This window comes from Streptomyces sp. NPDC001700 (genome assembly GCF_053596435.1).
Window position 1 is genome coordinate 678,422 of sequence record NZ_JBSFGE010000001.1, and the last position, 21,248, is coordinate 699,669.

Genomic DNA, 21,248 nt, shown 5'->3' on the forward strand with positions numbered 1-21,248 from the left:
CTGCCATACGGTGTCCGCGTTCATGAATATAGATGCCGATCAGAGACGTGCACGCGCGCCGTATGTGCGGGTACGCGACAGGGAGAGCCCGTGACCACAGCCCCCTCAGCCTCGGCATCGCTCGCCGAGCGTCTTGACGGACTGCTGTTCTTCCCCGTGACCGCCTTTGGGCCCGATGGCGCCCTTGATCTGGAGGTCTACCGCACCCATGTGCGCCGTGGCATCGAGGCGGGCGCCGGGGCCGTCTTCGCCTGCTGCGGTACGGGGGAGTTCCACGCGCTGACCCCCGAGGAGTTCCACGACTGCGTCACCGTGGCGGTGGAAGAGGCCGCGGCGGTCGAGGCGGCCGGTGGGGTGCGGGTGCCGGTCGTCGCGGGCGCCGGATACGGGACGGCGCTCGCCGTGCACTACGCCAAGCTCGCGGAGCGGGCGGGGGCGGACGGGCTGCTCGCCATGCCGCCGTATCTGGTCGTCGCCGATCAGGAGGGGCTGGTCCGGCACTACACCGCGCTGGCGGGGGCGACGGAGCTGGATGTTGTCGTGTACCAGCGCGACAACGCCGTTTTCGCACCGGAGACCGTGGCGCGGCTCGCGCGGGTGCCGGGGATCATCGGGCTGAAGGACGGGCTCGGCGACCTGGACCTGATGCAGCGCATCGTGAGCGCGGTGCGGGAGGCGGGGGTGGAGGGGTTCCGTTACTTCAACGGACTGCCGACCGCCGAGCTGACCGGGCTGGCGTACCGGGGGATCGGGGTCACGCTGTACTCGTCGGCCGTCTTCTGCTTCGTACCGGAGGTCGCGCTGGCGTTCCACCGGGCGTTGCTGGCGGGCGACGACGATGTCGTCAACCGGCTGCTGGACGGCTTCTACCGGCCGCTCGTCGAACTGCGCAACCAGGGGCGCGGATACGCCGTATCGCTGGTCAAGGCGGGTGTGCGGATGCGCGGGCTGGACGTGGGTGAGGTGCGGTCGCCGCTGAGTGAGCCGAGTGCGGCGCATGTGAAGGAGCTGGCGGAGCTGATCGAGCGGGGTATGGAGCTGGTGGGGGAGGGTGGCGCGCGATGAAGGCCTCCGCCTTTGTGTATCCGTGGGATGTGGTGGGGGATCCGGACGCGGCGGCGCGTATCGCCGACCTGGGCGTACGGCAGGTCACGCTGGCCTCCGCGTATCACTCGACGCGGGCTCTTACGCCGCGTCATCCGCGGCACCGGATCGTGACGGCGCGGCACGCTGCTGTGCTGTATCCGCCGGATGTGGCGGGTCGGTGGGCCGGGCGGGCGTTGCGGCCGTTCGAGCAGACGTGGGTGGCTGGTTCTGATCCCTTCGGGGAGGCGGCGGACGCTTTGGCCGGGGCTGGTCTTGAGGTGCACGCGTGGGTCGTGCTGGCCCATAACTCCCGGCTGGGGGACGAGCATCCGGGCACGTCGGTGCGGAACGTGTACGGGGACCGGTATCCGTGGGCGCCGTGCATCGGGCGGCCCGAGGTGCGCGAGTATCTGGTCGACCTGGCGGTCGAGGCGTCTGTGCGGCCGGGGGCGGCTGGGGTCGAGCTGGAGTCGTGCGGTTGGTACGGGCTCGCCCATCTGCACGCCCACGACAAGATCGGCGGGGTGGGGTTGGGGGAGGAGGCGCAGTATCTGATGTCGCTGTGCTTCTGCGAGTGCTGTTGTGCGGGGTATGAGGGGCTGGGTGCTTCTGCGGAGGAGCTGCGGGGTGCGGTGCGGGGGGCGTTGGAGCCGGTGTGGTCCTCCGGTGCGGCTCCTGGGGTGCTGGGTGCGGATGTGGCGGGGGTTTTCGCTGCGTGGCGGGATGGGGTGGCGGGTGGGTTGCAGCGGGATGTGGTGTCTGCGGTGCGGTCTGCGGCGGCCTCGGGGTCTGGTTTTCAGGTGCTGCTGCATGCGGTGCCTGATCGGAGGCGGGTGGGCGCCAATGTGGGCGTCGACCCGGCGGATGTGCTCGCGCACGCGGATGGGGTGGTGCTGCCATGCACGGGTGACGCGGCGGCCCGTGCCGCCGTTTTGCCGCCGTTCGTTCCGCACCGGCGGGAGGGGACGGTGCTTGCCGCGAACTTCACGGTGGTGGCGGGGATGGGGGGTCGGCCGTCCTTGCTGGTGGATGACGCGGTGCACGCGGCGGAGCTGGGGGCGGACGAAATCCGCCTGTACCACGCGGGGTTGGCGTCGGACCAGGACCTGGCGGAGGTCCGAAAGGCCCTGTCCCACCTGGGGTGACCTTTCCCCCACCCCGCCCCTTCCCGAAACCGGGGGCAAGCCCCCGGCCCCCCGGCGGGGCTCCGCCCCTGCACCCCGCTCCTCAAACGCCGGAGGGGCTGGGAGTGGTGCATCTCCGCCCCTGGGCCCCGCTCGTCGGGCGCCGGTGGGCTGGGGGTGCCCCGGAGGGGCTTGGGGTGCCCCGGCGGGGCTGAGGCCCTGGCGGGCTGGGAGGTGGGGCATCTCCGCCTCTGGGGCCCGTTCCTCGGGTGCCGGTGGGCTGGGGGTGTCCCGGTGGGGCTTGAGGTGTCCCGCAGGGCGGGGGCCACATCAGGGCCAGGGCGTTCATCGGCTGATTATGGCTCTCTGGTCCACTGGCGACAGGGACGGAGAGCGGAGGACGGGCGTGCATGAGACCACGTTCAGGAACGAGGACCTGGGTCCGGCGGATCGCGTCGACGGGTGGCGGCGGCACGTTTCGCAGTTGGTGCCGGTGGGCGTCACCGTCGATGACACCGCCGCGCTCCAGGTGTCCGCGCGCGCCCTCTCCCTGGGCCCGGTCCAGCTGATCAGGTTGCGCATGCCGCCGATGCGCTGGCACCGGCCGCCGAGCATGGTCCGGCAATGCGATCCGGAGCTGTACCAGGTGGTGTTTCCGCACAGCGGGAGGCTGGACGTCAGCTGGTCCGGGTCCGATCACGAGAGCAGCCACACCGCGCAGGACGTGGTCATTCAGGACACGTCGATCCCCGGGACCAATCGCATGACCGCCGAGCCCGGCCACAGCGCGTATCAGGGGACGGCGATCCTGGTGCCGAAGGCGCTGATGCCCTTCCCCGCACACCGGGTGGGCGCGTTGGCCCACCGCCGTATATCCGCCCGCGAGGGCATGGGCGCGCTGCTCGCCCAGACGGTCGGCCGCATCGCCGCAGACGCGAATACGTACCGGCAGGCTGACGGGCCCCGGATCGGGAGAGCCGTGGCCGACCTGCTGGCCGCGCTGCTCGCCCACGAACTGGACGCCGACCGCGACCTGTCGCCCGACACCCACCGACAGGCCCTGACCTCACGCATCCAGGCGTTCATCCAGCAGCATCTGAACGACCCCGACCTCACTCCCGGCACCATCGCCGCCGCCCACTCCATCTCCCGCAGCTACCTGCACCGCCTCTTCCAGGGCCAAGGCACCACCGTCACCGCGTGGATCCGTCAGCAACGCCTGGAACACGTCCGCAACAACCTCTCCGACCCCGCGCTGTGCGCCATCCCGATCCACGCCATCGCCACCCGCTGGGGCTTCAGCAGCGCCGCCAACTTCACCCGCGCCTTCCGTACGGCGTACGGCGTCCCGCCGAAGGACTACCGCGCGATGTGGATGTCCGGACTGGGCGCCAACACTTCAGTCCCGCTCAGCCGATCAGCGCCTCGGTGATCTGCCGGGTGGTCTGCGCGGCGACTCGCGGGTTGGCCGCGGCGTAGGAGGTATGGGCGTTCAGGCCGGTGGCCAAGGCCCAGCCGCGCCCCCGGGCCCAGGTGGCGTCGTCCACGCCGAGCGCGGCCCGGAAGACGGCCCGGCTCCCGGCCGACATCAGGGCCCCCAGCCCGGGGCGCTCAGCGCCGCGTCCCACACCTCCGTGATGGCGGCGGTGTCGAACGCGCCGCCGACCTCCGCGATGGCGGCCCGCGTCGCGCGGTCCCGGTCGGCCAGCGACTCGGCGGTGAGGTCCGCGACAACGGGGGCGTCGCCCGAGGTTACGGTGCCACCCGCGCGACCCCACCCACCTCAAGGGCCACCCAGAGGGCTCCGTCGGGTCCCAGGGCGATGCCATGCGGTTCGGACGACGGCGACGGCAGGTCGTACTCGGTGATCTCGGCGCTCGTGCCGGATTCGTCGCTCGCGGTGATACGGCCGACGCGGTTGCCGCCCCACTCGGTGAACCAGCAGTCCCCGGTGGCGGCCGCGACAATCGCGTGAGGCTTCGCCGCGCGGTCGGGCAGCGGGAACTCCTCGATCCCGCCGCCGTCCATCGAGATCCTGCCGATCTGGCCCGCCGCGATCTCCACGAACCACACGGCCGCGCCGTCGCTGGCGATGCCCACGGGGGCGGCGCCCGGGGTGGGGAGGGGATGAATGGCGATGTCGCCGTGCACGGTGATACGGCCGATCGCGTTCGCCTGGTTGAGGGTGAACCACAGCGCTCCATCAGGGCCTGCGGTGATCGCCGAGGGGAAGGCGCCCGATGCGACGGGGAGGACGAACTCGGTGATCTCTCCCGCAGTGGTTATGCGGCCGATACGGTCCGTGTTCATCTCCGTGAACCACAGCGCGCCATCCGGCCCGGTGGTGATCCCGAAGGGGCCGCTGTCGGGCGTCGGTACAGGAAAGGACGCCACGTCACCGTCGGTGGTGACGCGGCCGATCCGGTGATCCTGGGACCGGGTGAACCACAGCGCCCCGTCGGGCCCAGCGGTGATGACCGTGGGCTGACACGAAGGCGAGTCCAAGGGGTACTCCTTGACCTCGCCGTCGAGGGTGAGGCGCGCGATGCGACCGTTGTGCGCGAAGGTGAGCCACAGGGCGCCGTCCGGCCCGGCCGCAATGCCGTAGGGCCCGGCCCCTTTGTCCGGCACGGTGATCTCCCTGATGACCGGGGCTTCGGAAGGGTGCACGGCAACTCCTCGCAGGGATGGGGATCGACCAGCCACCTCGCCGTATGGGCCGTACGGCACCGACCGCCCGTGGCTTGGCGGCTTGGCGGGTGAGGATACTCCCCCGAAGCCCTTGCCCGGAGTGCGTGGTTGCCGTGCGGCGATCTGCCATACGGTGATGGACCAAGCCGGGTTCTTGGACAGTAGGAGGGGGACGGCATGGAGATCGAGTTGGCCGACGCGGTGGCGGCGGTGCGGGACGAGTTGCTGGAGGCCGCGCGGCGTGGGGCGGGGCCGGATCTGGCGTTCAAGGTCGGGCCGGTGGAGCTGGAGTTCGCCGTCGAGCTGCGGGCCAGCGCGAAGGTGAAGACCGGGTTCAAGGCGTGGGTGATCAGTGCGGACGCGGAGACGGGGGTGGACCGGGCCCGTACCCACCGGGTGACGGTGTCGCTGACCCCGCAGCGTCCGGACGGCGGCGATCTCCTGGTTCATGGGGACGCTACGTCCCGCCCGCAGGGGCCGGGCGACGTGAGCGGGCGTATCCAGGACTGATCGGAAGCAAGGCTGGGGGTACGGGGTGGAACGGGCGCGTGTGGTCGTCGTGGAGGATGACCAGCCGGGATCGGGATATGTGATCGCGGAACGTCTGGTGCTGACCAGCGCCCATGTGACCCCCGAACCCGGCCGTACGGTACGGCTGTTCCGGCCGGGGCAGGAGCCGACCTGGGACGGCACGGTGGTGTGGCGGGGCACGCCGGGCGGGCGGGACGACGCCGCCCTGGTCCGGGTCGACGACCCGGCCTGGGTTGGGGCTCCTCGGCAGCCGGTCAGGTGGGGGCGTACGGTGACCCACCGGCCGGGCACGCCGTGTGAGACCTGGGGTGCGGCGGAGCTGGTGCAGCGGCCGGGGCGGGCGACGGATGTCGCGCAGCCCTCCGGCACGCTGAACCCCGGCGAACGGTTCGCCGGGAACCGCTATGTGATGAGCCTGGCCCAGTATCCACCGGCCCCTTCGGGTGAGGGCGCCTCGCCGTGGGGCGGGATGTCGGGGGCGGCGCTGTTCTGCGGTGATCTGCTGGCCGGGGTCATCGCCGCCGACCCCGCCGGACGGGCTCACGCCCACCTGGAGGCGGTCCCCGCGTACGTACTGCTGCACGACCCCGGCTTCCGCGCCGCGCTGGCCGACCACGCGCCGGACGTCGGCACGGCGCTCGAACCGGTGGAGTGGCAGCACCTCATCGAACCGGCGGCGCCTGCCCGCGTGTTGAACTCTCCCGCCGCGCTGTTGCAGGCCCGCCGCCAGATCGTCCCCTTCCGTGGCCGGACCGCGCTCCTCGCGGACTTCGAGAGATGGGCGGGGGAGGAGGGCTTCGGTGCGCGGCTTCTGCATGGGCCCGGCGGCCAGGGCAAGACGCGGCTGGCGCAGCACCTTGCCGATGCGCTGACCGCGCGTGGCTGGACCACGCTGTGGCTACGCGGCGATGCCTACGCCTTGGCGGAACTGTCGGCCGCAGCCGTCCCGCTCCTGGTCATCGTCGACTACGCCGAGACCCGTACTCCGCAGCTGACGGCGCTGCTGGAAGCGGCCGTTCAGCATTCCGGCGACCGCGCGTTCAAGTTGCTGCTGCTGGCCCGTACCGATGGCGACTGGTGGAACGATCTGCACGCCGCCACCGCCGCTGCCGAAGACCTCCTCTACGGCACCGGAACCATCCTGCTTCCGGCCCTCGAACCCGAGCCCGACGACTCCCGCACCGAGGCCTACCACCAGGCCGTGCGCAGCTACGCCGCCCACCTCCCGTGCGTGCGCGGGTGGCAGCCCCACGACTGGCCTGCCCTGGCGGCCCGCCTCACCACCGGCACCCCCGAGGGTCTGGACCGGCCCGGCCTGGACAGCGCCCTGACGCTGCACATGACCGCGCTCGCGGACCTTCTCGACGCCGCGTCCAATGCTCCTGCGGTCAACTCCACCGTCGAGGACCGGTTGCTGCTCCACGAACGCCGCTACTGGAAGGCCACCGCCACGGCCCACCACCTCGACCCGGGCCTGGCGACCGCAACCCTCATGGACGCCCTCGCCGCCGCCCACCTCCTCGGAGCCGACACCCACGACGAAGCCGATACCCTTCTGCGTCACGTCCCCGCCTTGGCCGACCAGACCACTGACCGCATCCACGCGGTACGCCGCTGGATCGCCGCCCTCTACCCAGCCTCCGGCCTGCCCTGGGGAATGCTCCAACCCGACCGGCTCGCCGAGTACTTCACCGGCCGCCACCTCGTCCAGAGCCCCCAGCTGGCCCACCACCTCGCCCCCACGGCTACCGAAGCCCAGGCCACCCGCCTCCTGACCCTGTACACCCGCGCAGCCGCCCACCCCGCCCTCCGGCCCCAACTTGCTCCCTGCCTCACCACTCTCTGCGTTGACCACGCCCCCACCCTCGCCGGACCCGCCATCGACGTCGCCACCCAGACCGAACACCCCGAACCCCTCATCGACGCCCTCCACCACATCACCGACGACCCCACGACCCCGCCGACCCACCTCCAGGCCCTTGCCGACCGTCTGCCCCACAGCAGCTACAACCTCGCCCCTTACGCTGCCCACCTCACCCAACGCCTCACCGAGCACCACCGCACCTGCACCGTTCACGACCCCACCAACCTGCCCGACCTCGCCACCAACCTGAACAACCTCTCCATCCGGCTGGGCGATTTGGGGCGGTGGGAGGAGGCGCTGGAGGCGATCGTTGAGGCGGTGGAGATCCGGCGTGAGCTGGTCCGCTATCGGGCCGATGCCTTCCGGCCGGACCTCGCCAGGAGCCTGAACAACCTCTCCAACCGGCTGGGCGATTTGGGACAGTGGGAGGAGGCGCTGGAAGCGATCGTTGAGGCGGTGGAGATCCGGCGTGAGCTGGTTCGGGATCGGCCTGATGTCTTCCAGCCCAGCCTCGCCCTGAGCCTGAACAATTTCTCTAACTCTTTGGGCGCTGTGGGCCGGTGGGAGGAGGCGCTGGAGGTGATCAGTGAGGCGGTGGGGGTGTACCGCGAGCTGGCCAGGTCCCGGCCCGACGCCTTCCTACCGGACCTCGCCATGAGCCTAAATAACCTCGCCAGCCGACTGGCCGGTCTGGGACAGCGGGAGGAGGCGCTGGAGGCGATCGCTGAGGCGGCGGAGGTGTACCGCGAGCTGGCCCAGGGGCGAGCCGATGCCTTCCGGCCCGACCTTGCCATGAGCCTGCACAACCTTGCCATCGGTCTGGCCGGTCTGGGTCGGCGGGAGGAGGCGTTGGAGGCGATTGGCGAGGCGGTGAGGGTGTACCGCGAGCTGGCCCAGGATCGAGCCGATGCCTTCCGGCCGAATCTCTCGGCCAGCCTGGACAATTTCTCTGTCCGGCTGGGCGATTTGGGGCGGTGGGAGGAGGCGTTGGAGATGATTATTGAGGCGGTGGAGATCCGGCGTGAGCTGGTCCGGTATCGGGCCGATGCCTTCCGGCCGGACCTCGCCAGGAGCCTTAACAACCTCGCCAACCGGCTGAGTGCTCTGGGTCGGCGGGAGGAGGCGTTGGAGGCGATCGTTGAGGCGGTGCAGGTGTACCGCGAGCTGGTCCGGGGTCGGCCTGACGTCTTTCGGCCCAACCTCGCCACGGGGCTTAACAATCTCGCCATCAGTCTGGGTGTTCTGGGTCGGCGGGAGGAGGCGTTGGAGGCGATCGTTGAGGCGGTGGAGATCCGGCGCGAGCTGGCTCAGGCCCGGCCCGAGGTCCACCAAGCTGAACTTGAGAATTCGCTGAGAGCCTTGCGATGGTTGGAGGAATCCGCCGGTTGAGCCGGAGCGGCCAGGGCAACGGCACGCGCCTCAGGCGGCGCCCGGCGGCCTCGGGCCCCCGTCCCGGTCGGGCCAGGAGGTGCCGAGGTCCCGCCGCATCGCCGTCTGGGCGGACTCCGCCGCCGCCAGGTACGCGCGGATGTGTTCGCCGAAAGCCGGGGCCTCCGCAGTGGCACCCGTCGCCACCAAGTCGCGCAGGGCGCGGGCCTTCCAGAAGGCCTCGTTCGTCGGCTCCATCACCTCCCACGGCGCGATCAGCGCCAGCTCGTACCGCAGGGGATACACCCTGCTGGACGCGAACGCCTCGTGCGCCGCCCGCCCCGCCTCCTCCGCACCGCCTCCCTCGCGGGCGATCACGTGCAGGCGCGTGTACGCCTCCGAGAGGGCGGCCATGAACGACGCGTACGCCTGGCGGCGCGTGTCCTGGCGGAGCGCTTCGCGCTCGCGGCGCCAGCGGAGGCGGTCGGCCAGGAGCGTCGCTCCGACGCCGATGCCCGCGCCCATCAGCGTGTTCACGGGCCCCAACCAGTCCATGGGCCGACCGTACGGTGCCCCGAATCCGTCGTAAAGGTCCGCCGTCGTAGGTTCAAGTCCGAGAGTGAAGGGTGGCGTTGGATATGGACGCGCAGGACACGGCCACGCGGCTGCGGGCGATCAGCCATGAGCTGGCGGAGCGGTTCTACGAGCGGGACGACGTGGTGCGGACGCTGATCGTGACGTTGCTGGCCGGGCAGCACTCACTCGTCCTCGGGCCGCCCGGGACGGCGAAGTCCGAGATGGCGCGGGAGCTGACGGGGCGGGTCGAGGGGGCGGCGTACTGGGAGATCCTGCTGTCGAAGTTCACCGCGCCGACCAGGATGTTCGGCCCCATCGACGTGGCCGCGCTGGCCCGGGGCGAGTACCGGCAGGTGTACGACGGCCGCGCCACGACCGCGCATGTGGCCTTCATCGACGAGATCTTCAAGTGCTCCACGGCGGCGCTGAACGAGACGCTGGGCTTCCTCAACGAGCGGATCTACCACCCCGAGAGCGGCGGCGAGCCGATCCGGTGTCCGCTGATCGGGGCCATTACGGCGAGCAATGAGCTGCCCAGCGGGGAGGATACGGCCGCGATCTACGACCGGCTGCTGGTGCGGATCGAGGTCGGGTATCTGGCGGATCCGTCCAACTTCGCCGCGCTCGTGCGGTCCGCCGTCAGCCGTCCGGTGGCGCCGGAGCGGACGACGGTTGAGCTGGGGGCGTTGCAGCACGCGGTGGGCGAGGCCGTACCGGCGGTGGACGTATCCGACGGGATCGTGGACGCGGTGTGTACGTTGCGGGCCGCCCTGCGGCGCAAGGAACTCGTCGCCTCCGACCGCCGCTGGCGGCAGGCGGTGGGGCTGCTGCAGGCGTCCGCGTACCTCGACGGCCGTGCGGAGGTCGGCGAGACCGATCTGTCGGTGCTGACCCATGTGCTGTGGGACTCGCCCGCGCAGCGCCCGACCGTCGAGCGCGAGGTGCTGCAGCTGGTCAACCCGGACGCCAAGGAGGCGCTCGACCTGGCCGATGCCATCGAGGAGCTGGAGGCGCAGCTCGACGCCATGGCCGGGCGGTCGCGTGAGGCGCTGAGCGAGTGGGTCATCAAGAAGGCCCACAACCAGCTCGCCATGGCGGGCAAGCGGCTGGAGAAGCTGCGCGCGGACGCGGCGAGCGCGGGCCGTTCCACGGCCGCCATCGACCGCGTGACGGGGCGTCAGCGCGCCGTCCGCGCCCGCGTGCTCACCGAGGCGCTTGGCATGGACGCGAACATGGTGCAGGCCCAGCTGTGAGCACCCTCGACGAGCTGGCGAGCCGAGGCGGGAAGTGGCTGGCCCGGTCCGCCGCTGTGCCCCGGCGGCACACGGCGGCGGTGGTCGCGGACCGGTTCGACCGGGTGACGTGGCGCGATACGTACGAGCAGTCGGCCGGGCTGCGGGAGGTGGCGGAGGAGCTGGGCGCGGGCTACGCGTACGCCACTGACCTGTTGGTGGATGTGTTCCTCGCCGCGTACAAGGTCGGGCCTCGGGTGCGGGAGCCCGAGGAGATGGCCCCCTCGCGGCTGGTGAACCACCAGGTCATCACGGTGTTGGTGGAGTCACGGGAGTTCGCGGAGCTGCGCCGGGAGACGGCCGGTGATCCGTACGCCGCCGCCATGGCCGTACTCGCCCAGGCTGGCGCGCTGCGGGGGATGCTGGAGCGGTCGCGGGAGGCGCAGCGAGCCGGTGAGCGGGCGCAGGGGGCCCAGGGGGAGGCTGATGGAGCGGCGAGTGGGGTGGGGGAGGCGCTTCAGCGGGCTGCGGAGGGGGTTGGGGAGGACGGTGTTGTGTCGGGGGCCGCTGCGGATGCGGTGGGCCGGGCTCTTGAGGCCGCCGAGGCGGCAGAGGGCGCCGCGCGGCGGGCCGCCGACGGTGCCGCGCAGGCCCTCGCGGCGGCCGCCCCCGGCCTCCGCGCCGCCGCGCGGAACGCGGCGGCGCGGGCTGCCGAGGCTGTCCGGGAGGAGGCCGCGCTGATGCGGGCGTGGGGGGTTGGGGGCGACGAGCTGGAACGTATGCCGTTCGAGCAGCGCGCCCGGCTCGCCGAGCGGCTGCGGACCGGCCGACTCGCGCAGTGGGCCGAACTGATCGGCCGCTTCCGGCAGATGGCCGATGGCGAGCGCGCCCGCAAGGTGGAGAACGCCGCCGGGGAGCTGGTGGGCGTCACGCTCGGCGACGACCTCTCCCGCGTCATCCCCTCCGAGCTGGCCAACCTCGGCCTGCCGGAGCTGCGCGCGGTGTTCGCCGCGCGCTACGCCGCCGGGGAGTTGATGCTGTACGACAGCCAGGGCGAGCAGACCACCGGGCAGGGGGCCATCATCGCGTGCGTCGACACCTCGCACTCCATGTACGAGGCCGGGCCGGGTGGGGTTACGCGGGAGGCATGGGCCAAGGCGTGTGCCTTGGCCCTGCTGGATCAGGCCCGTGCGGCGGGGCGCGACTTCGTGGGGATCTTGTTCTCCGCCGCCGACAAGATCCAGGTCTTCCGCTTCCTGGCTGGGGAGCCTGCGGGGGTCGACCGGGTGCTCGACTTCGCCGAGACCTTTCTGGGGGGCGGTACGAGTTACGAGGCACCGCTGACGGTGGCCCGTGACCTGCTGGGGGAGGAGTTCAACGATGCCGCGCGGAGGCGGGGGGACATCGTGATGATCACCGATGACGAGTGTGGGGTCTCGGAGGAGTGGATGCGGGGGTGGAACGAGGCCAAGCGGGTGCTGGGGTTCCGGGTCTTCGGCGTGGCGGTGGGGGTGCCGGGGGTTGCGGGGGCGGGCTCGGTCTTGGAGGCGTTGTGCGACAACCTGCGCTCTGTCGAGGACCTTGGGGATGTGCGGGTGGCGGCGGAGCTGTTTCGTGTGATCTAGGTGGGGCGGGTGGTTCTTCCCCCACCCCGCCCCTTCCCGAACCCGGGGCTCCGCCCCAGGACCCCGCTCCTCAAACGCCGGAGGGGCTGGATGGTGGGGCATCTGTGCTCCCGGGCCTGGTTGTTCAGGTGCTGGAGGGGTTGGGTGGTGGGGTATCTCCGCTCCCGGGCCTGGCTGTTCAAGCGTCGGATGGGGTGAGGGCTACGCGGGGCGGGGGTGCCGGGTGTATCCGTCTCGGCCCGGCTTGTCGAGCATCGGGAGGGGGCTTCGCCCCTCGGCGGCCGGGTGGGCACAACCCGGCCACCGGCCCGCACGCGCCCGTGAAACGGTCAGGGGCACCCTGGGGCGCACCTACAACTGCCGGAGGTGGTCGCGTAGGGTTCGGGCCGTCTGGGACATCAGGGCTTCCGCTCCGGGTTGGATCGAGGCCGGGACCTCGGACTCCGTCAGGACGGCGATGGCGAAGGTCTGGCCGTCGGCGTGTTCGACCACGCCCACCTCGTGGCGGAGGTTCAGCAGGGTGCCGGTCTTCGAGGACCACTTCGTGGCGTCCGAGCTGAAGTCCGGGGTGAGGCGGTGGCGCAGGACGTTGTGGGCCATGAGCGCCCGCACCCGTTCCGCCACCTCGGGGTGGATCGTCGACGGGGTCCACAGGGCCTGGAGCAGGTCGACGTACGAGCGGGCGCTGCCCGTGTTGGCGCGGGTCGTGTCGAGCTGCGGCACCCGGTGGCCGCGGCCGCCCGTACCGGCGCCGATGGCGAGGGCGTGGGCCAGATCGACCTGGGTGGCGTCGAAGCGTTCCACCGGGGTGTCGGACAGTTCGCTCATGGTGTGGCGGATGGTGATGTCCCGTAAGCCGAACTCGTGCAACAAGTCCGCTACTTGAGTGGGTGGAGTTTGGGCGAAGAGTGCGTCTGCGGCCGTGCCATCGCTTAGGCACGTGCTCAGGTAAAGGAGGTCGTCGATCGCCACCCGCGCGGGGTGGCGGAAGCGGCTCAGGCCGGTGGGGCCGGGCGTGGTGATCCGCCCCGGTTGGACGTCGAGCAGCGTCGCCCCGTCCAGCTCGCCCCGCCGGATACGTTCCGCTGTGGCCAGAGCGAGCGGGATCTTGACCAGGGAGGCCGACGGGAGCTGGGTGTCCGGGTCGATGCCCAGCTCCTCGCCCGTGTGCAGGTCCCGTACGAGCAGGCAGCCGCGCAGGCCGCCGTCGTGCAGCTGCTGCCGCATGTCGTGGAGGAGGGCTTCGGTGTTCACCAGCCAGATTCCGTTCTAGCGCTTTTGGCGCCCAGGCAGCGGGCTATCGCCTCGCCCAGGCGCGCTTCGATGTGCTGTGGGCTGCCCTCCGCGGCGGCGAGCGCGTACCCCCGGCTGAGGGCCAGCTCGCCCACGGGCCGCCAGTGCAGGCCGAGTTCGGCGGCCTGTGCGCGGGAGCAGAGCAGTACGTCCCGGGTGTGCAGGGCCTCCGCCACGGCCGTGGTCAGGTCGGTAGCGGTGACGAGCTGGGCGGGCCGCAGGCCGACCGCGTCGCGCAGCCGGGTCAGTGGGTCGCGGATGTGCGGAACGTCGTCCTCCGGCTGGATCCAGACGCGCCGGGCCGGGCCGGAGGAGGCCCGTCCGACCCGCAGCGTCTCCAGGTAGACGCGCCGCACACCGGGATCGACGGCACCGGCGAGCCCGAGCGGTACGCGCCACGCCGCGTCGTCCGGCACCACCGCCAGCAGGGCCGCGCGCACCTGTTCGGCACGGAGGAGTTCACCGCGCCGCGCCGGTGCCGCGACCCGGAGGTCCAGGGTGACGCCGAGCCCCCGGGCCTCGGCGACGAGGCGGGCGAGACCGGCCGTGGAGCAGATGCCGGGCACCGCGAGCCGCCACGGCTTGCGCTTGACGGCCTCGGCCTCGTGCAGCAGTACGTCCGCCGCCTGCACGAGCTGCCGTGCCGTCGGCAGCATGTCCCGGCCGAACGGGGTGAGGACGGGCCGCCGCGACGTGCGCTCGAACAGCGGCTCACCGAAGCGTTCCTCCAGGGCGGCGACGCGACGGCTCGCCACCGACTGGGACATCCGGGCGGCGGACGCCCCGACCGTGAAACTCCCGTGCTCGCTCACGCTGACGAACGCACGGCATGCCCCTACAAGATCCACGCCCTGGATGTTATGCCAGATCGGCATGAAGGGGCGCTCCAGCGTATTGGACCGCATGAGCGCCCGGCGGTGAAGGTGTTCCCGCACTCACGACCCGCACGTCTTGGAGGTTGCCCATGCCCTTCAGCCCTGCCCGCCGCGCCGCGCTCGGCGCGCTCGCCGCGCTGCTTCTCGTTCCCGTCGCGGCCTGCGGCCAGAACACCCCCGCGCCCGCCGCCGCCACGACGACGCCGATCGCGCACACCACGGCGCCGTACTCCGGCGAACTCCAGGCCCTGGAGCGGAAGTTCGACGCCCGCCTCGGCCTCTACGCCGTCGACACCGGCACCGGACGCGAGGTGGCCTACCGGGACGGTGAGCGCTTCGGGTTCCACTCCACGTTCAAGGCGATCGCCGCCGCGGCCGTGCTGCGCACGCATTCGCTGAGCGGGATGAACAAGGTGATCACGTACTCCCGTGACGACCTGATCGACAACTCGCCCATCACCGAGAAGCACGTCGACACCGGCATGACCCTGCGCGAGCTGTGCGACGCCGCCGTCCGCTACAGCGACAACACCGCCGCCAACCTGATGTTCGACGCGCTCGGCGGGCCCAAGGGGCTCGAACGCGAGATCAGGAGGGTGGGTGATGACGTCACGCGGATGGAGCGCATCGAGCCCGAGCTGAGCAAGTGGGTTCCGGGCGAGACGCGGGACACGACCACGCCGCGCGCCCTGGCCAAGGATCTGCGCGCGTACGTCCTCGGCGACGTCCTCCCCAAGCCCGAACGCGCCCAGCTGACGACGTGGCTGAAGACCAACACCACCGGCGACGCCCTCATCAGGGCCGGGGTGCCGAAGGGCTGGATCGTCGGCGACAAGACCGGGAGCGGCTTCTACTACGCCGCCCGCAACGACATCGCCGTGGTGTGGCGCCCCGGCGCCGCGCCCATCGTCATGGCGGTCCTGACGAACCGCTCCGGGGAGGACGACGAGCACGACGACAAGCTGATCGCGGAGACGGCGTCGGTCGTGGCCGACACACTGTCCTAAGGCGGCGCCAGGCCCGCCTCCCGCAGTACGCGGGACGCCGTCTCCTCAAGGGCGCTCGCCGCCGGGATCACGGTTTCCATGGAGCCCGGCAGCAGGTCCAGCGGGCGGTACCAGCCGCGCAGCTCCGCCTCCCCGTACTCGGCCGCCTGCGGCTTCGTGGCGTGGCGGCGCACCGTCTCGGCGAACGGGACGTCGAGGTAGTACGCATGGGTGCGGCCCCGGTGGTCCCGGCGCAGGGCGTCGAGCATCGGGGCGTAGTGGGCCGCGTACAGGATGCCCTCGACCACCACGTGGTAGCCGTGGTCGAGGGCGTAGCGCGCGACGGTGTCGATGAGGCCGATGTTCGCCCCGCCCGCGACGTCCCGCTCGCGCAGCACGGTGCGGCGCAGCGTGTCCTGGGAGACCAGGGCGAGGCCGCGGCCATGCAGGGCGCGCAGTTCGGCGGCGACGGAGGATTTGCCGGACGCGGAGTTGCCGCGCAGCAGGATCAGCCGCGTTGCCGGAGAGCCGACCATCATGTCGGTCATCATGCCGTGCCGCGTGCCAATCGCGTTACTCGCGCGGAAAGTTGAAGTTTCGTCAGGACCGTTGACGAATCCCCGGGGCCGCCCTAACTTCATCGCGTCGTACTTCGTACGTCATATATGAGACGCGATACGTGAGATCTGAGAGCCCCCATGGACATCGCCCCCAGCCCGATTCCGTCCCGTACTCAGTACGTGCTGGAAGCGGTCAAGCACGCCATCCTGACGGGAGGGCTGCGGCCGGGGCAGCCGCTCGTGGAGACCGAGCTGGCGGCCCAGTTCGGGGTGTCGAAGACGCCGGTGCGGGAGGCGCTGAAGACCCTGGCGGGCCGGGGGCTCGTGGTGATGAGCGCGTACAAGGGCGCGACCGTACGGACCGTCGACACCGCGATGGCGCGCGCCGTATACGACGTACGGCTGCTGCTGGAGCCCGAGGCGCTGCGGCGGACCGTCACCGCGCGGGCGAGCCTGGCGGCGGCGGGGGCCGCGCTGGAGCGGTCGGACGCGGCGGCCGATCAGGCCGACCGGTCGCTGGCCAACCGGGACTTCCACCGCTCGCTCTACCTCCCCTGCGGCAACCCGCTGCTGACCCGGATGCTCGACGAACTGCGCGACCAGGCGGCGCTGGTGTCGGCCGTCGCCTGGCAGGCGGTGCCGTCCTGGGAGCGGGAGGCGCGGGAGCACCGGGAGATCCTGGCCCGCGCGCTCGACGGGGACGCCGACGGCGCCGCCCGCGCGCTGCACCACCACATCTCGTCCTTCGTCCAGCGGGCCTTCCCCGACCCGGACACGCACCCGGACACGCACCCGGACACACGACCGGACACCCGACCGGACAACACGCACCCGGACACACACTAGAGAGGGTCCGTATGGACTTCACACCGCTGAGAACCGCGCTCGCGGACGTCGTGGCGATCCCGGTGACCCCGTACGACGCCACCGGCGCCGTCGACCGGACCACCTACCGCGCCCTGCTGCGTCGGCTTCTCGACGGCGGCGTACGGGCCGTCACCCCCAACGGCAACACCGGCGAGTTCTACGCCCTCACCCTGGAGGAGCGGCGCCTGTGCACCGAGCTGAGCGTCGAGGAGGCGGGCGGCCGGGCCGCCGTGCTGGTGGGGGTCGGGCAGGACGTGGCGACGGCGGTGGACGCCGCGCGGCACGCCCGCGAGACCGGGGCGCAGATGGTGATGGTGCACCAGCCGGTGCACCCGTACGTGTCGCAGGACGGCTGGGTCGACTACCACCGCGAGATCGCCGAGTCGGTCCCTGAGCTGGGCGTGGTGCCGTATCTGCGCAACCCGCTGATCGAGGGCGAGGCGCTGGCCGGTCTCGGCGAGGCGTGCCCGAACGTGATCGGCGTGAAGTACGCGGTCCCGGACGCGGCCCGCTTCGCGGCGTTCGCGCGGGACGCGGGGCTCGACCGGTTCGTGTGGGTGGCCGGGCTCGCCGAGCTGTACGCGCCCTCGTACTGGTCCGTCGGCGCCACCGGCTTCACCTCCGGCCTGGTCAACGTCGCCCCGAAGCTGTCGCTCGACATGCTCGGCGCGCTGCGTGCCGGGGACTACGCGGCCGCGATGAAGGTGTGGGAGCAGATCCGGCCGTTCGAGGATCTGCGCGCCGCGCGGCAGTCGGCCAACAACGTGACCGTGGTGAAGGAGGCGCTGGCCGCGCTCGGCCTGTGCCGTCGCGACGTCCGTCCGCCGAGCCGCCTGCTGCCGGAGCCGCAGCGCGCCGAGGTCGCGGCCCTCATACAGGGATGGGCGCTATGACCGGCGCCACGGACCGCCCGCGCAGACGGCCCGAGGAGCTGCGCAGCCACCAGTGGTACGGCACCGAGGGGTTACGCACCTTCAGTCACCGGGCCCGCACCCGCCAGCTCGGCTACCTCCCCGAGGAACACCTCGGCAAGCCGGTCATCGCGATCCTCAACACCTGGAGCGACATCAACCCCTGCCACGTCCATCTGCGCGACCGCGCGCAGGCGGTCAAGCGCGGGGTCTGGCAGGCGGGCGGATTCCCGCTCGAATTCCCGGTCTCCACCCTCTCCGAGACGTTCCAGAAGCCGACTCCGATGCTGTACCGGAATCTGCTGTCCATGGAGACCGAGGAGCTGTTGCGCTCGTACCCGGTGGACGGCGCCGTGCTGCTCGGCGGCTGCGACAAGTCCACCCCGGCGCTGCTCATGGGCGCCGCCACCGCCGATCTGCCGACCCTCTTCGTGCCCGCCGGGCCGATGCTGCCGGGGCACTGGCGCAACGAGGTGCTGGGCTCGGGCACCGACATGTGGAAGTACTGGGACGACAAGCGGGCCGGGCTCATCGGTGACTGCGAGATCGCCGAGCTGGAGCGCGGCATCGCCCGCTCGCCCGGCCACTGCATGACCATGGGCACCGCGTCCACGCTGACGGCCGCCGCCGAGGCGCTGGGCGTGACCCTGCCGGGCGCCTCGTCCATCCCGGCCGTCGACTCCGGGCACGAGCGGATGGCCGCGGCCTCGGGGATGCGCATCGTCGAGCTGGTCTGGCAGGACCTGCGGCTCTCCGAGATCCTCACCCGGGACGCGTACGAGGACGCGGTCACCACCGTGCTCGCGCTCGGCGGCTCCACCAACGCCGTCATCCACCTGATCGCCATGGCCGGGCGCTCCGGGGTGCGGCTCACGCTGGACGACTTCGACCGGATCGCCCGTACGGTGCCCGTCCTCGCCAACCTCCGCCCCGGTGGCCGGTATCTGATGGAGGACTTCCACTTCGCCGGGGGACTGCCCGGCTTCCTCTCCCGGCTCACCGACCGGCTGCATCTGGACCGGCCCACCGCCGCCCACACCACCCTGCGCGAACAGCTCGACGGCGCCCTCGTGCACAACCCGGACGTCATCCGGCCGCGCGAGAACCCCCTCGCCGAGGAGGGCGGAGTGGCGGTGCTGCGCGGCAACCTGTGCCCGGACGGCGCGGTCATCAAGCACATCGCCGCCGATCAGCATCTCCTCAAGCACACCGGGCCCGCCGTCGTCTTCGACGACTACAAGACGATGCAGGCCACCATCAACGACCCCGCCCTCGGCATCACCGAGGACACCGTGCTGGTGCTGCGCAACGCCGGTCCGCTCGGCGGGCCCGGCATGCCCGAGTACGGCATGCTGCCGATCCCCGACCACCTGCTGAAGAAGGGGGTGCGGGACATGGTGCGGATCTCAGACGCCCGGATGAGCGGCACGAGTTACGGCGCCTGCGCGCTGCACATCGCGCCCGAGTCGTACATCGGCGGACCGCTCGCGCTCGTCCGCGACGGCGACCTGATCACGCTCGATGTCGCGGCGCGGGTGCTGCGTCTTGAGGTGGACGACGCCGAGCTGGAGCGGCGCCGGGCGGACTGGACGGCGCCGCCGCCCCGCTACGAACGCGGCTACGGGGCGCTCTACCAGGAGCAGATGACCCAGGCCGACACCGGCTGCGACTTCCGCTTCCTGGCCCGGGAGGGCGCGGTGCCGGAACCGTACGCGGGCTGAGCCCGCTAGCTGAGCGAAAAATTTTTGCACGGTATCTCGAACGTCGTACGGAAAGCGCTTCCGCGCAGGCAGATCGCCGCAGTAAGCGCTTCCCCCTGAGAACGGAGAAGCAGTCATGGCCAACGCCGTGGCGAAACGTACGGGAGCGACACCACGCCGCCTCCCGTACCTGCTGATCGCCCCCGCCGGGCTGCTGATGCTGGGCTTCATCGCCTATCCGATGCTCAGCGTCCTCTACTACAGCCTGCAGAACTACAACGTCACCAAGCCCTGGCGGAACGGCTACGCGGGCCTCGACAACTTCACCCGCATCTTCACCGACGACCCGCAGTTCTGGGAGACGCTGGCGTTCAGCGGCAAATGGGTCGTCACCGAGGTGCTGCTGCAACTCGTCCTCGGCGTCGCGCTGGCCCTGCTGGTCAACCAGACCTTCGTCGGACGCGGCATCGCCCGCGCCCTGGTCTTCTCGCCGTGGGCCGTCTCCGGGGTGCTGACCACCACCATCTGGATGCTGCTCTACAACCCGTCGACCGGCATCAGCCGCTATCTCGCGGACGCCGGGATCGGTACGTACGGCACCTCCGTGCTCTCCGACACCGGCACCGTGTTCTGGGCCGCCGTCCTCGCCGAACTCTGGCGCGGCGTCCCCTTCTTCGCCATCCTCATCCTCGCCGACCTCCAGTCCATCTCCAAGGACCTGTACGAGGCGGCCTCGGTCGACGGCGCCGGGCGGGCCCGGCAGTTCTTCCACATCACGCTGCCGCATCTGAAGGACGCCATCGTGCTGTCGACCCTGCTGCGCGGGGTGTGGGAGTTCAACAACGTCGACCTGCTCTACACCCTCACCGGCGGCGGACCGGCCGGGCAGACCACCACGCTGCCGCTGTACGTCGCCAACACCGGGATCAACGGCCACGACTTCGGCTACGCCTCCGCGCTGACCACCGTGGCCTTCGTGATCCTCCTCTTCTGCTCGATTCTCTATCTGCGCCTGAGCAAGTTCGGAGGCGACACCAAGTGAGAGCCGCACTCGCCGAAAAGGGCACCGTCCCGGCCGTAGCCGCCCCCGCCCCGCCCGCCGCCCCCGGCAAGCGGAGCCGCCGCTCGGTGGACGACGGCGTGCCGCGCTGGCAGATCTACGCGCCGCTGGGCCTGTATCTGCTGTTCACACTGGTTCCCTTCTACTGGATGCTGCTCTTCGCGGTCCGCCCGGCGGGTTCCACCTCGCTGGTGCCGTGGCCGGTCACCGGGGAGCACTTCGCGAAGGTCTGGAACGAGCGCGCCTTCGGGACGTTCTTCCAGAACAGCATGATCGTCGGCGTGGCGTCGCTGCTGATGACGACGCTGGTCGCGCTCGCGGGCGGCTACGCGCTCGCCCGCTTCGACTTCCGTATCAAGAAGGGCTTCATGCTGGCCCTGCTCGCCTCGCAGTTCATCCCGGGCGCGCTGATGCTGGTACCGCTCTTCGAGATCTTCAAGAACCTCCAGATGATCAACTCGCTGGGGAGCGTGATCATCGCGGAGACGGTCTTCCAACTGCCGCTGTCCATCATCCTGATCAGCGGCTTCATCAGGAACGTGCCGGTCTCCCTGGAGGAACAGGCCTGGGTCGACGGCTGCGGGCGGCTGCGGGCCTTCGGCGCGGTGGTGCTGCCGCTGCTGCGGCCGGGGCTGATCGCGGTCGGCTCCTTCGCCTTCGTCCACAGCTGGAACCACTTCCTGTTCGCGCTGATGTTCCTCAGCTCGCAGGACATGCAGACCATCCCGGTCGGCCTCAACACCCTCATCGGCGCCGACAGCGTCGACCTGGGGGCGCTGGCGGCGGGCGGGGTGATCGCGGCGGTGCCGGTCGTCATCGTCTTCGCCTTCATCCAGAAGTGGCTGATCACCGGTTTCAGCGCGGGCGCCGTCAAGGGCTGAGCACCCGTCAGTCAGTAC

At 71.2% G+C, this 21,248-nt stretch carries 18 protein-coding genes and 1 pseudogene; 13 read left to right on the plus strand and 6 right to left on the minus strand.

Going from position 1 to position 21,248, the window contains the following annotated elements; genetic code table 11:
- Window positions 1–90: 90 nt before the first annotated feature.
- The 3 genes from ACWC5C_RS03170 to ACWC5C_RS03180 all read left to right on the plus strand — a co-directional run bounded on the left by ACWC5C_RS03170 (window position 91) and on the right by ACWC5C_RS03180 (window position 3,642).
- A complete protein-coding gene (locus ACWC5C_RS03170) occupies window positions 91–1,065 on the plus strand; it encodes a 5-dehydro-4-deoxyglucarate dehydratase (RefSeq protein WP_385445992.1) in 975 nt (324 codons plus the stop codon).
- On the plus strand, window positions 1,062–2,231 hold the full coding sequence (locus ACWC5C_RS03175; RefSeq protein ID WP_450873115.1) for a hypothetical protein: 1,170 nt from the start codon (window positions 1,062–1,064) through the stop codon (window positions 2,229–2,231). Before ACWC5C_RS03170 ends, ACWC5C_RS03175 begins: the two co-directional genes overlap by 4 nt.
- A 385-nt stretch (window positions 2,232–2,616) precedes the next feature.
- Window positions 2,617–3,642: an AraC family transcriptional regulator gene (locus ACWC5C_RS03180; protein WP_450873117.1), complete on the plus strand. Its 1,026-nt coding sequence runs from the start codon at window positions 2,617–2,619 to the stop codon at window positions 3,640–3,642.
- On the opposite strand, the pseudogene ACWC5C_RS03185 reads toward ACWC5C_RS03180, so the two are convergent.
- Window positions 3,620–3,936 (minus strand): annotated as a pseudogene (locus ACWC5C_RS03185) (phosphotransferase); the annotation flags it as partial. The gene ACWC5C_RS03180 and the pseudogene ACWC5C_RS03185 sit on opposite strands and share 23 nt — an antisense overlap.
- Window positions 3,937–3,962: 26 nt before the next feature.
- Window positions 3,963–4,880, minus strand: coding sequence for a virginiamycin B lyase family protein (locus ACWC5C_RS03190; protein ID WP_450873119.1), 918 nt, complete (start codon window positions 4,878–4,880; stop codon window positions 3,963–3,965).
- 198 nt (window positions 4,881–5,078) lie between these two features.
- Between ACWC5C_RS03190 and ACWC5C_RS03195 the strand changes: the two genes are divergently transcribed.
- Both ACWC5C_RS03195 and ACWC5C_RS03200 read left to right on the plus strand, forming a co-directional pair.
- A complete protein-coding gene (locus tag ACWC5C_RS03195; protein ID WP_450873121.1) occupies window positions 5,079–5,411 on the plus strand; it encodes a trypco2 family protein in 333 nt (110 codons plus the stop codon).
- 79 nt (window positions 5,412–5,490) lie between these two features.
- Window positions 5,491–8,685, plus strand: a complete 3,195-nt coding sequence (locus tag ACWC5C_RS03200; protein WP_450873123.1) for a tetratricopeptide repeat protein — start codon at window positions 5,491–5,493, stop codon at window positions 8,683–8,685.
- Window positions 8,686–8,715: 30 nt separating this feature from the next.
- On the opposite strand, the gene ACWC5C_RS03205 is transcribed toward ACWC5C_RS03200, so the two are convergent.
- Complete coding sequence (locus ACWC5C_RS03205; protein ID WP_450873125.1) at window positions 8,716–9,219, minus strand: hypothetical protein; 504 nt, start codon at window positions 9,217–9,219, stop codon at window positions 8,716–8,718.
- 83 nt (window positions 9,220–9,302) lie between these two features.
- On the opposite strand from ACWC5C_RS03205, the gene ACWC5C_RS03210 reads away from it, so the two are divergent.
- A complete protein-coding gene (locus ACWC5C_RS03210; protein ID WP_450873127.1) occupies window positions 9,303–10,493 on the plus strand; it encodes an AAA family ATPase in 1,191 nt (396 codons plus the stop codon).
- Window positions 10,490–12,097 carry a VWA domain-containing protein gene (locus tag ACWC5C_RS03215; protein ID WP_450873129.1) on the plus strand — a complete coding sequence of 536 codons (1,608 nt, stop codon included), beginning with the start codon at window positions 10,490–10,492 and terminating at the stop codon, window positions 12,095–12,097. Before ACWC5C_RS03210 ends, ACWC5C_RS03215 begins: the two co-directional genes overlap by 4 nt.
- Window positions 12,098–12,448: 351 nt before the next feature.
- Here the strand turns inward: ACWC5C_RS03215 and ACWC5C_RS03220 are convergent, their stop codons facing one another.
- On the minus strand, window positions 12,449–13,351 hold the full coding sequence (locus ACWC5C_RS03220) for a serine hydrolase (protein ID WP_450873131.1): 903 nt from the start codon (window positions 13,349–13,351) through the stop codon (window positions 12,449–12,451).
- Window positions 13,348–14,265 carry a LysR family transcriptional regulator gene (locus ACWC5C_RS03225; RefSeq protein WP_450873133.1) on the minus strand — a complete coding sequence of 306 codons (918 nt, stop codon included), beginning with the start codon at window positions 14,263–14,265 and terminating at the stop codon, window positions 13,348–13,350. The genes ACWC5C_RS03220 and ACWC5C_RS03225 overlap by 4 nt, the downstream gene beginning before the upstream one ends.
- Window positions 14,266–14,354: 89 nt before the next feature.
- Here ACWC5C_RS03225 and bla point away from each other — a divergent pair, with 89 nt between their 5' ends.
- The gene (gene bla / locus ACWC5C_RS03230) at window positions 14,355–15,272 is read left to right on the plus strand and encodes a class A beta-lactamase (RefSeq protein ID WP_450873135.1); all 918 of its coding nucleotides are present in this window, start codon (window positions 14,355–14,357) and stop codon (window positions 15,270–15,272) included.
- On the opposite strand, the gene ACWC5C_RS03235 is transcribed toward bla, so the two are convergent.
- A complete protein-coding gene (locus ACWC5C_RS03235; RefSeq protein WP_450873268.1) occupies window positions 15,269–15,799 on the minus strand; it encodes a kinase in 531 nt (176 codons plus the stop codon). The genes bla and ACWC5C_RS03235 overlap by 4 nt on opposite strands.
- Before the next feature lie 150 nt (window positions 15,800–15,949).
- Here ACWC5C_RS03235 and ACWC5C_RS03240 point away from each other — a divergent pair, with 150 nt between their 5' ends.
- The 5 genes from ACWC5C_RS03240 (at window position 15,950) to ACWC5C_RS03260 (ending at window position 21,230) form a co-directional block, all read left to right on the plus strand.
- Window positions 15,950–16,657 carry a GntR family transcriptional regulator gene (locus ACWC5C_RS03240; RefSeq protein ID WP_450873137.1) on the plus strand — a complete coding sequence of 236 codons (708 nt, stop codon included), beginning with the start codon at window positions 15,950–15,952 and terminating at the stop codon, window positions 16,655–16,657.
- 11 nt (window positions 16,658–16,668) lie between these two features.
- The gene (locus ACWC5C_RS03245) at window positions 16,669–17,571 is read left to right on the plus strand and encodes a dihydrodipicolinate synthase family protein (protein WP_450873139.1); all 903 of its coding nucleotides are present in this window, start codon (window positions 16,669–16,671) and stop codon (window positions 17,569–17,571) included.
- The gene (gene araD, locus ACWC5C_RS03250; protein WP_450873141.1) at window positions 17,568–19,310 is read left to right on the plus strand and encodes an L-arabinonate dehydratase; all 1,743 of its coding nucleotides are present in this window, start codon (window positions 17,568–17,570) and stop codon (window positions 19,308–19,310) included. Before ACWC5C_RS03245 ends, araD begins: the two co-directional genes overlap by 4 nt.
- A gap of 115 nt (window positions 19,311–19,425) precedes the next feature.
- Window positions 19,426–20,331: a carbohydrate ABC transporter permease gene (locus ACWC5C_RS03255; protein WP_450873143.1), complete on the plus strand. Its 906-nt coding sequence runs from the start codon at window positions 19,426–19,428 to the stop codon at window positions 20,329–20,331.
- Window positions 20,328–21,230 carry a carbohydrate ABC transporter permease gene (locus ACWC5C_RS03260; protein ID WP_450873145.1) on the plus strand — a complete coding sequence of 301 codons (903 nt, stop codon included), beginning with the start codon at window positions 20,328–20,330 and terminating at the stop codon, window positions 21,228–21,230. Before ACWC5C_RS03255 ends, ACWC5C_RS03260 begins: the two co-directional genes overlap by 4 nt.
- The last annotated feature ends 18 nt before the right edge of the window (window positions 21,231–21,248 follow it).